Annotated in this window: 9 protein-coding genes; 4 read left to right on the plus strand and 5 right to left on the minus strand. The window is 43.4% G+C overall.

Going from position 1 to position 11,718, the window contains the following annotated elements; all coding sequences use genetic code 11:
• Positions 1–38: 38 nt before the first annotated feature.
• The 3 genes from ACP7AE_RS01725 to ACP7AE_RS01735 are packed head-to-tail and all read right to left on the minus strand — an operon-like array spanning position 39 to position 3,740.
• Entirely contained in the window at positions 39–833 is a 795-nt protein-coding gene (locus ACP7AE_RS01725) for a HesA/MoeB/ThiF family protein (RefSeq protein WP_426241135.1), read from the minus strand.
• 35 nt (positions 834–868) lie between these two features.
• Complete coding sequence (gene prmC, locus ACP7AE_RS01730; RefSeq protein ID WP_426241136.1) at positions 869–1,786, minus strand: peptide chain release factor N(5)-glutamine methyltransferase; 918 nt, start codon at positions 1,784–1,786, stop codon at positions 869–871.
• Positions 1,787–1,838: 52 nt separating this feature from the next.
• Positions 1,839–3,740, minus strand: a complete 1,902-nt coding sequence (locus tag ACP7AE_RS01735; protein WP_426241137.1) for an AmpG family muropeptide MFS transporter — start codon at positions 3,738–3,740, stop codon at positions 1,839–1,841.
• Between the two features lie 733 nt (positions 3,741–4,473).
• On the opposite strand from ACP7AE_RS01735, the gene katG reads away from it, so the two are divergent.
• From katG to ACP7AE_RS01755, 4 genes are all read left to right on the plus strand, one after another.
• A complete protein-coding gene (gene katG, locus ACP7AE_RS01740; RefSeq protein WP_426241173.1) occupies positions 4,474–6,651 on the plus strand; it encodes a catalase/peroxidase HPI in 2,178 nt (725 codons plus the stop codon).
• A 249-nt stretch (positions 6,652–6,900) separates the two neighbouring features.
• Positions 6,901–7,830, plus strand: a complete 930-nt coding sequence (locus ACP7AE_RS01745; RefSeq protein ID WP_045446223.1) for a LysR substrate-binding domain-containing protein — start codon at positions 6,901–6,903, stop codon at positions 7,828–7,830.
• Between the two features lie 346 nt (positions 7,831–8,176).
• Positions 8,177–9,178 (plus strand): LLM class flavin-dependent oxidoreductase, encoded by a 1,002-nt coding sequence (locus ACP7AE_RS01750; RefSeq protein WP_426241138.1) that lies wholly within the window; start codon positions 8,177–8,179, stop codon positions 9,176–9,178.
• A gap of 48 nt (positions 9,179–9,226) precedes the next feature.
• On the plus strand, positions 9,227–9,397 hold the full coding sequence (locus ACP7AE_RS01755; RefSeq protein WP_426241139.1) for a hypothetical protein: 171 nt from the start codon (positions 9,227–9,229) through the stop codon (positions 9,395–9,397).
• 149 nt (positions 9,398–9,546) lie between these two features.
• On the opposite strand, the gene ACP7AE_RS01760 is transcribed toward ACP7AE_RS01755, so the two are convergent.
• Positions 9,547–10,578, minus strand: coding sequence for an ornithine cyclodeaminase family protein (locus ACP7AE_RS01760; RefSeq protein ID WP_426241140.1), 1,032 nt, complete (start codon positions 10,576–10,578; stop codon positions 9,547–9,549).
• Positions 10,579–10,638: 60 nt separating this feature from the next.
• The gene (locus ACP7AE_RS01765) at positions 10,639–11,598 is read right to left on the minus strand and encodes an AEC family transporter (RefSeq protein WP_426241141.1); all 960 of its coding nucleotides are present in this window, start codon (positions 11,596–11,598) and stop codon (positions 10,639–10,641) included.
• Between the last annotated feature and the right edge of the window lie 120 nt (positions 11,599–11,718).

Genomic DNA, 11,718 nt, shown 5'->3' on the forward strand with positions numbered 1-11,718 from the left:
AAATAATGACAAGCTACACAGCTACTAATGGTCAATCACTAATGACTACTACAGACAGGACACGCGGCATCTTGGCGATAGCCCATCAGCCGTTGCTGCATCTGGCTACCATCCCATATTAATAGCTTATTTGTCAGTGGATTTTTGGTTAATCCCAAATACTGCAGGGCAGCATTCGCTTGCAAATTACCCATGATAGCAGTGGTACTCGCTAGCACACCTGAGTTGGCACACGTACGCTCATCAGCCGCTGCATCAAGCACTACCGAACCAAACACGCAGTGATAACAACCAGTGTTTAGTTGCGGCTCAAACAGCGCCAACTGACCTTGCATCGCAATCGCTGAGGCAGATAATAGCGGGATTTTATAGCGCACGCTAATACGATTAATGACATCACGCGTAGCAAAATTGTCGGTGCAATCTAAAAGCAAATCAGGCTTGCCTGTCGCCATATCGAGCAATTCATAAGCATTTTCTTCGCTTAATCTTGCAACTGTACCGCTCGCGGTAATTAAAGGATTAATACGCTCTAACATTTGTGCCGCTGTTAGCGCCTTAGGTTTACCGATATCCTCAGGTAAAAACAACGTTTGGCGCTGCAAGTTGCTGGCTTCAATAATGTCATCATCTATCAGATGAATTTGCCCAAGTCCTGCACGCACCAGCGTCTCAGAAGCAGGACAACCAAGCCCGCCTGCCCCTATCATGACCACACGAGCTGATTTTAAGCGTAGTTGAGCGTCAATATCCCAACCGTCTAATAATATCTGCCTTGCATAACGCAGCAGCTCTTCATCCAACAACTGCCCTTCATCTGATGTGTGCGCCATATTTATTACCAATAACCTATTATTAAAGAAGTCTACTAACAAAAATCTGATGACTTAATTTGACCCAGCGTAACACGATCATTACCACCATAATCTTGTACTGTACGCACAGATTCAAAGTCACTGTCTACAAACAACTTGCGAACGGCATCACCTTGGTCAACACCATGTTCGATAGCCAGTAGCCCACCGACACGCAAGTATTTCGGTGCCTGTCCTACGATATGCTCTATATCGGCAAGCCCATGATTGGGGGCACTTAAGGCACTAATAGGTTCGGCTACAAGGCGTGCCAAATGCTCATCTTCCTCATCGATATAAGGAGGGTTGGACACAATCACATCAAATAATAGCTCGCCATGACTGGGCAGCTCGTCATACCAACTGCTTTGTATAAACTCAATATCAGCAACATCATTGATAACTGCATTGTGCTTAGCGACTTTTAGCGCTTCTAATGACAAATCAACCGCAGTCACTTGCCAGCTATCGGAGGTATGACCAATATTTTTTGCCTTGATCTCATGCGCAAGGCTGATCGCGATGCAGCCTGAGCCTGTACCTAAGTCAAGTAAGCGCTTCGGCTGATTATTACCTGCATGATTTGGTTGAGTTGCTATCCAGACTAATACTTGCTCAATCAACACTTCAGTATCAGGCCTAGGAATTAAAGTGTGCTCATTGACCCTAAATTTTAACGACCAGAACTCTTGCTGACCAGTCAAATACGCAAGTGGCATTCCTTGCTGCATCTTCGTTACACCTGCATTGAATTGCTCAAACTCACTGTCTGTTAGCTGGTAACCTTCATCTGTGATTAGCGCTATCGCAGGCTTATCGATGACATATAATAGCCAATCGGTGAGCCAAAATGGCGGCAAATTGCTGTTTGCAGCCTCATTTGTCAACTGCTGAATGTGCTTCTTGATTTGACGAATGGTCGATGCTGTCATAAGTAACTCTTAAAAATATTATGCATTAATGAGAATAAGAACACTGCTTAGCCTACTCTGACGCGCGTGGTGGTTCTTTGGTATCGGTCAGGTTTGGATTCGCCTTGGCCAACTTATCACTGCTTCCATCATTATTGTCATCGCCATAAATATCATCGTTATCACCAATGACGATATGTTTATCAACAAAGTAAATCAACGCCAAAATCGGAATCCCAATAGCGAAAGTAAAGATAAAGAAAAATGGATAGCCCATATTATCGACGATAGCACCTGAATAACCACCCATCACCTTGGGAATGAGCGTCATTAATGAAGAGAAAATCGCATACTGCACTGCCGTAAAACGAATAGACGTTAGAGCGGATAAGAAAGCAATAAACACGGCACTCGCCAGCCCTGCTGCCAAGTTATCAAATATGACCGCAACATACATAAACGGCAAACTGCCTGGGTTGTAAGTTAGTAGTACAAACAATAAATTGGTCGCACACGCAAGAATTGCCCCAATCATCATGGCATGCATCATACGGAAACGCTGTGCCAATAGCCCACCTAAGAACCCACCTGCAATCGCCATAATCACGCCGACGAGTTTCACTGCATTGGCAATATCTGTTTTACTAAAGCCCATGTCTTGATAAAAAACGTTGGAAATAACGCCCGCCACGATGTCTGAAATTCGATATAGCCCAATGAGCGCCAATAGTAATAACGCCTTTTTGCCATAGCGTCTAAAAAAGTCTAAAATCGGCTCGACCCAAGTTGCCATGGCTACTTCTTTTTTCACCAACCCTACTTGTACCAATGCATAACCTGCTACTATCGCTACACCCAAGCTTATCAGCAGATGCAATGTTTCAACAAAGAAGCTAGGAAATGCCCCTTCGAACTCTGGCAATACTTGTCCCATTAATATATAAGCAGCGATAAATGCGATCACTGAAAACACAAACAATGCCACCAATCTCACATAATCTTCGCGAGTTTCGGCAACCAATGGGGCTTTATTAATAATTTTTGGTTGATTGATGATGAAATACAACAGCAGCAACGGTGCGCAAGCGACCAGTGCCAAAAAGTAAAACTTAATCGCTGGCATGACCATTAACGGTATCATCGCCAATGTGCTATCGAACACTGTATTAATCAAAATATTGATCAGATAAATAATGCCAAAAATCAGACCTGGGATAAGTAATAAAGCAGAATAAATAAGAAATACTTTTAAGTTACCCTTTTGCTTTGTACTTTGCAACGTTTCAGCCGTTGGCTCATAGCTGGCAAACGTGGTTAATACTCCTAAAGTCATGACACCTGCCATAATGTAGTAAGTATTTCGCCATGCCTCATAACTATAAAACGTCTCATTCGAGCCAAAAAAATCTGCCAAATATAACGCGCCTGCCCCCGCAACGATCATGCCGATACGATAACCCGACACATAAATAGAGGATAGAATGGACTGCATCGATGGCGGCGCAAGCTCGATGCGGTAAGCATCAATCACGATATCTTGGGTCGCAGAAGAAAAGCCAAGCAAAACCGCAGCGCCTGCCATGTAGACTAAAACGTCTTCACTAACTGGATTAACATTTGCCATCAAAAAGATAGCCAATATGATAAGCAGCTGTGATACCACCATCCAACTGCGACGACGACCCAACCATTTGGTCAAAAATGGCACAGGAAGCGCATCTATTAATGGCGCCCAAATAAACTTAAACGAATAACCCAGTGCCGCCCAACTAAACATAGTCACAACACTACGATCAATGCCTGCCTCTCTAAGCCAAAGTGATAAACTTGAAAAAATAAGCAGTATAGGAATACCCGCTGAAAAGCCCAAAAACAACATGATAATGACACGAGGGTCTAAATAAGCCTTTGCAGCCTCTCCCCATGATTTTTTGACAGCTGATTGATTGGGTGGCACAGATTTGACAGCAGACATAATCGCTCACTAGCACTTAAGAAAAAGAACACAACCGCGCACAATTTTTATCAATCATTAGTATCATCTATCGGTAATTGATAAATAGCACTGATAAACGGGATCGATAAAAATTGCTTAACGTTGCACAAATACAGCCATTACAACAAAATTGAATTATGGTACTTGAGAACGCTGACCTTGACTAGACATTCTAACGATATTTTTGCATTAACCTTTCTTTCTACTGGTTAATAAAACCTAGCTTATAGACTAGGGTTTACTTTCATATTAAGAATGGGTATAAAAATAAGGAAAATCTCGCATTTTGCATCATAACCATTTTATACAAACCCCTTTCTTTTGTGATTAGCCCATCATCATCCTGATAAGTTATTAATAATTAATGCTTTAACAACCAGAAATTATTACTAAATCCTTACTTTTATATATTTAAAAAATATAATTTTATTAGGTATATCATTTATTTTATAAAACAAGGTGTTTGTATAAATTGGTTCCCTAAATCAATCATTATTCTATATGCTAGAGATGACAAATAATTTTTGCAAACAATAGTAAATAACACCCTCGATTGCCATTTATCTGATTACTACCTAGGAGCCACATGATGACTAACTCAAACTCAACATCAGATGCTGCAAGTAACACCACTTATGATAAAGGAGATGGTCATGGACCAACCATTCATAGTGAAAATGTAGATACTTCGCACGAGCCACAACGTCCAAGCATGGGTGGCTGTCCTGTCATGCACCAAGCGCATACTACGAACGCCTCGGCAGCAACCGACTGGTGGCCGAATAGCTTAAATTTAGATATCTTGCATCAGCAGGATCACAAAACCAATCCAATGGATCCTGACTTTGATTATGCAGAAGCCTTTAAGCAATTAGATTTAGAAGCCGTCAAGCAAGATTTAAAAGATCTAATGACTGAGTCACAAGCATGGTGGCCAGCAGATTGGGGTCATTATGGTGGGTTGATGATTCGTATGGCTTGGCATTCTGCCGGTACTTATCGGCGCTCTGACGGCCGCGGTGGTTCTAACACTGGTAATCAACGCTTTGCACCATTAAACAGTTGGCCGGACAATGTCAACTTGGACAAAGCACGTCGTCTATTATGGCCAATCAAGAAAAAGTATGGTAACAAACTTTCTTGGGCAGATTTGATGATACTAGCGGGTAATATGGCTTATGAATCTATGGGCTTTAAGACGTTAGGTTTCGCTGGTGGACGTACCGATATTTGGCATCCAGAAAAGGATATCTATTGGGGTTCCGAGCGTGAATGGCTGGCGGCTACCAAAAATCGTTATGAAGATGATAATCAGCGTGAATCACTAGAAAACCCTTTAGCAGCGGTACAGATGGGCTTGATTTATGTCAACCCTGAAGGTGTCGATGGCAACCCTGATCCTATTAAAACGGCACAAGATATTCGTACCACTTTTGCTCGCATGTCAATGAATGATGAAGAAACGGTCGCCTTGACGGCTGGCGGTCACACGGTTGGTAAATGTCATGGTAATGGTGACGCTACCTTATTAGAAGATGAGCCAGAAGCGGCTGACATCAAAGAGCAAGGTCTAGGTTGGCGCAACCCTAAAGGCACAGGCAATGCTGGCGACACCGTCTCAAGTGGTATCGAGGGCGCATGGACCACGCATCCAACCCAATGGGATTATGAATATTTTGAGTTACTGCTAAATCATGAGTGGGCACTGACTAAGAGTCCTGCTGGTGCTTGGCAATGGGAACCTATCGATATCAAGGAAGAGGATCGTCCTTTAGATGCACATGATCCAAGTGTACGTCGCAACCCAATAATGACCGATGCTGACATGGCAATGATTAAAGACCCTGCTTATCGTAAAATTTCAGAGAACTTTCATCAAAATCCAGAATATTTCGATGAAGTATTTGCAAAAGCTTGGTTTAAGCTTACCCATCGTGATTTGGGGCCAAAATCTCGCTATTTAGGGGCGGATGTGCCAAGCGAGGACTTCACTTGGCAGGATCCAATTCCACAAGGTAATGTCAATCTGAGCGCTGATGATATTGCGATTTTAAAAGCACAGATACTAGGCAGTGGTATCGACCACCGCGAATTTATTATTACTGCTTGGGACAGCGCTCGTACGTTCCGCGCTTCAGACTATCGCGGCGGTGCCAATGGTGCACGCATTCGTTTAGCCCCGCAAAAAGACTGGCTAGGTAATGAGCCTGAGCAATTGACTCGCGTACTTGAGGCGCTCACTGCCATCCAAACGAACTTTGATAAAGACGTCAGCATAGCCGATTTAATTGTACTCGCTGGTAACACCGCCATTGAAAAAGCAGCAGCTAATGCAGGTGTTCAAATTGAACTACCATTCGATGCGGGTCGTGGCGATGCGAGCGATGAGATGACTGAAACAGAGAGCTTCTCTGATTTAGAGCCACGACATGATGGCTACCGTAACTGGATCAAAGGCAGCTATGCCATATCACCTGAAGAGATGCTATTAGATCGTACTCAGCTGATGGGCTTGACTGCACCCGAAATGGTCGTTTTAATCGGTGGTATGCGTGTCTTGGATACCAACTACGCTCAGAGCCAACAAGGCGTCTTTACTGAGCGTGCGGGGACACTTAGCAATGACTTCTTTGTGAACTTGACAGACATGAGCTATTCTTGGCATCCCGTTAAGACAGACAATAATGACGCCCCTGCCCTCTATGAAGTGCGTGAGCGTACTACTGGCAATGTAAAATGGCAAGCCAGCCGCGTAGACCTAGTATTTGGCTCAAACTCCATACTACGCGCTTACTCTGAGCTCTACGCACAGGACGATAACCTAGAAAAATTCGTTCATGACTTTGTAAATGCTTGGAATAAAGTGATGAATGCGGATCGTTTTCGCTAAAACCCGCTGAAATAGATACGCCTTTATCTTAAAAAAGCCCTCTCTAATCGAGGGCTTTTTTATTGTAATGATTTACTTCTAGCAACGGACAAACGACTTATCCTATATTCCAAATAAACATAAATAGATAACCATTAAGTATATACAAGAATAAACACTTTGTTTTACACTACCTGCTTACTGCATATTTGTACATTTTCACTTTTGTATACAGACAGGGTTTGTATATTTATACAATAGGATTTAGTTATGGCAATCGACGTAGTGGTCAATCAGCGGCATTTACAGATTCAGCTCAAGCAGTTGGAGACAGTATGGCATACGGTGATTAATGGCTATAACTTAAGTCAAGCGGCGACCGTACTGCACACCAGCCAATCTAGCCTATCAAAACATATTGCGGCACTTGAAAATCAGCTCAAAACGGAAGTATTCGTCCGTCAAGGCAAACGCCTAACGGGTCTTACGACCATGGGCACAGCACTAATGCCGCATATCGAATCTATCTTCGCCGAGATCCGTACGATTGAAAACCTAAGTCTCGATTTTAATAATCCGAATATTGGCACGCTGACGATTGCCACCACTCACACGCAAGCGCGATATGTATTGCCGCAAGTCGTCAAAGAGTTTAAAGAGCGTTTCCCCAAAGTCAACCTAATATTACAACAAGCGGATCCAGAGACCATCGCGCAAATGGTCATTCGCGGGCAGGCAGACATTGGCATTGCAACCGAGTCTTTACTTCATAACAATTATTTACGCTGCTATCGCTATTATGACTGGACGCATCGCGTCATTGTACCAAGCGATCACGAACTCGCCAATCACGAGTCTGTGGATTTGCCGACCCTCGCCAGCTATCCGATTGTGACCTATCACGGTGGCTTTACGGGGCGCGGTGCGATTGACAAAACTTTTGAAGAAGCAGGATTGGAACCAGATATCGTGCTAGCAGCACTCGATGCTGATGTAATCAGTACTTACGTAGGTCTGGGCTTGGGTATCGGTATTATCGCAGAGATGGCGTTTGAACCGAGTCACTATCAAAATTTAACTGCGATACCAGTGGATCACTTTGGGCGCTTTACCAGTTGGATGGCGGTACGTGATGATGCAGAAATTCGTCAGTATGGTCGAGCATTTATGGAACTGTGTCAAAAACAATTTAGCCAGTAAAGAACCATTTATTCATATTTTCACTAAACGTCAATGGCATCGTTATCAACAGATAATGATGCCATTTTCTATTCTCATTTCTACTCAAAATCGACTGCCACGCATGTGATTATTATAACTCTACCCCATTATTAAGATTTGTTATCGTCTTAACTTATAACCTTTATATTCAATAGAACCGCCCCATTATATGAACTATTGAACGACTAGTTACAGCAATATTGAATTAGCACTAGATTCTTGAGGTGCTAGTTCATCATTGCTGTCGCTAGTTTCTTTTATAACTAGAATCAAATACCAATATAACCATGTCGTTGAAAGGCGGCATCATAAAAACAGGTGATTTATGAGTAACGCTATTCCCTTATCCTTTTTAGATCTAGCACCCGTGCCTGAAGGTAAAACCATCGCTGAAGGCATTGCCCAAACGGTTGAGACAGCACAGCAAGCAGAAAAAGTCGGCTTAAACCGTTATTGGATGGCAGAGCATCACAATATGCCGGGCATCGCCAGTGCAGCGACGTCAGTACTACTAGCGCATATCGGTAGCCAAACCAAGCATATACGTATTGGTGCTGGTGGTGTGATGCTTCCGAACCATGCACCGCTCGTCATCGCTGAGCAATTCGGCACTTTGCAGGCATTATATGGCGATCGCGTAGATTTAGGGCTGGGTCGTGCGCCGGGTACTGATGGCGCAACCTTTCAGGCACTACGCCGTCAGATGCAAGATGCTGATCGCTTTCCGCAAGACGTTCAAGAATTGATGTACTTTTTAGGGAACGGTACAGATAATAGCCCAGTACAGGCATTTCCTGGGGCAAAGTCAAACGTTCCTATCTGGATATTAGGCTCTTCTCTTTTTGGGGCTACGTTAGCGGCGCATTTGGGACTTCCTTATGTGTTTGCCTCACACTTTGCACCGCAAATGCTTGAGCAAGCGATTACAGCTTATCGTGAACAGTTCAGACCATCAGCCTATTTGGACAAGCCTTATGTCATGCTGGCCGCCAATTTATTACTCGCCGATGACGATGCTACTGCACAGTATCATTTTACCTCTGCGCAGCAAAGCTTCGTACGCTTGCGCCGTGGTGAAACAGGTCAAATGCCTAAACCCACTCACGATATGGATAGTATCTGGAACCCTGCTGAAAAAATGATGGTGGATAGCGCATTGTCAGTGTCATTCATCGGTTCTGTGGAAACTGTCAAACCGAGACTGGCAGCATTCCTTGCCCAGTATCAGCCAGACGAACTAATTGTGACGGCTAACGTTTACGATCAGGCAGCGCGCATGCGTTCACTGGAACTTACACCTGAGTTAAATTTATTTACTTTACAATGAAATCAGACACTTGCATAATTATTGATAAACCTTATCTGGATGTTTGACATGGATGCAACTCCTATTATCGGTGCCTCACTGCTTATCGGCTCATCAATATTTATGTACATTGTGGCTTTTATTGCGGTGATGGCTGTCGGTGGTTATTTGACCTACCGCACCAGCCCAAAACGTAAGCAGCGGCGCGAAGACAAACGCAATAAAGACAATCCAAATTAATAACCGCTCTAAAAACATGCTGGGGCGTATTAATTGAACGTTTAAAGCAATATAAAAAACCCTCTTTTCTTATTTAGAAAGAGGGCTTTTTTTGGCTTGCTACATAATAAAAATACAGCAATCTTTACGTACGGTCACTATAAATGGCATTACCATTCAACTGACGAGCCAAGATTTTTTTGTGCGGCTTGTTGTGCGACATATAGAGCGACTGCTGCATCAAAACTGGCTGCACCAACCGATTTAAATAACGTAACACCATGATTAGACTTAGCGGTTTTTTCCTGTAGCGCCCCTGTGACTAGCGCTTGTAAGTCACCACTGAGGTCGTCCCATGTCCATGCACAATCGACACTATCGTGAGCTTGGATTAAATCGCCCGCTTCATGAAGACTGCCAACCAAATCATCGACAACGACCATGCGACTGTTTGCAATGACATCATTGCTTATCTCTTTCATTGAAGGCTGATAGGCGCCGACTGCGTTGATGTGTACATTAGATTTAATATGGTTGAGATCAAACAAACCTTCTGTTGCGCGGGTTGCGACATTAATAACATCTGCATCACGGATAGCATCATTGATATTTTCGCAAACCGTTATAGTAACGTCCCATTGCGGATACTCACGAGTAAATTTCACTTTAAAAATCTCAGCGCCTTCCCTGCTTCTATTCCATAAATATACTATTTTAATCTCAGGACGTACTGTCATTACCGCATGTAATTGCTCATAAGCCATGCCACCACAACCGACCACCGCCACACTTTGACAGTCAGCGTTTGCCATATATTTGGTCGCAATGCCTGACAATGCTGCCGTACGCACTTGGGTAATATAAACCCCATCCATAATTGCCAATATCTCACCAGTATCATTGTTTGACACGATAATAATCGCCGTTGTGGTTGGTAAATTTCGGCTCGGATTATCAGGACAAATGGTGACCAATTTTACGGCGGTATACTCGTTCTTACCATCATAAATCGTCGCAGGCATTGATAAATGCGAACCTGAACGATGGGCATCATCTTCACTAAAAGTTTCAATGACCAAACGTTCAGGCGCTTTGATCCAATTGGGATGCGCTGCCTGTTGATGTAACAATGCTTCTATCGCTCCAATGGCAGATTGCATATTGAGATGTTCGGTCACGATTGCTTTGTTTAGTAATTGCAATTTGAGTACTCCTATTTATACATTTATTATTAGAACATGTTTTATCACGCCAAACGGCTACTACATTAATCCTAACCCGCGTAATATTGCCGCACCAATCGCCATTCCAAACATACCTACCACGGTGGTAAAAGCCAAAATATTAGCAGCTAACACATCATTGCCACCCATGGCCTTTGCCATTACATAGCTGGCGGCGGCTGTTGGTGAGGCTGCCATCAAAAACAACACTCCCATATGCACACCTGATAGACCAAATCCTAATCCAATAGCGATGGCAATCAATGGCGCAACGACAATACGTCCGATACTCGCCTGCATGGACAGCCCTGAAGGATGCAACATCGACTTCAAATCAATACTGGCACCGGCGCAAATCAATGCTAAGGGCAATGCCACTGCGGCCAGTAAATCACCAGTCGTATGAATCACACCTGTAATAGGCGGCAGCGGTGACGCCTTATAAGCAAATGCTGCTACCAATGCGATAATCAGTGGGTTGGTAAATAGTTTTTTGATAATCATGGTACTGCGACTGAGCCAAGTATCATCCACACTTTTGGACACACGGCTGAGAGTGATAACCGCTAAGATATTAAACAGTATCGTCACCACACCCATATAGACAGCACCGATGCTTAAGCCACGTTCTCCGTAGGCATTAGCAACCGTTGCCAGTCCAATAATCGCCATATTACTCCGAAATATCCCTTGTACAAACACCCCTTGATCAGCCGGTTTGCTCACAAAATATTTGGCGTAAATCTCTGCACCTATAAACAATATGAATGTCACCAGAATACCAGCCACTATCAGCGTGATTTGTTTGCTGTAATCGACATCACTATCAACGACGCTAAAAAAAAGCAAACAGGGTAAACAGTAATTAAAGACAAAGCTCGATGCTTGATCAATAAAAGTCTGGCTCGCCTCACCGCGTCTCTGCATAAAAAAGCCCAACCACATTAAGGCAAGGTTGGGCAAGACAATGGTAATAGCAAAGACAATAGCATCAATCATAAATAGGCTCAGTTCGTTAACAAGCCCATCATAATATGGACATCAGCGAGATAAATTGACAAGTAATCATTAAAATTTCTAACCTATAGTCAGAGCACTTTTAAACCGCTACGGTGTTAC

This window comes from Psychrobacter sp. TWP2-1-2 (genome assembly GCF_049896785.1).
In the GTDB taxonomy this organism is placed as follows: domain Bacteria; phylum Pseudomonadota; class Gammaproteobacteria; order Pseudomonadales; family Moraxellaceae; genus Psychrobacter.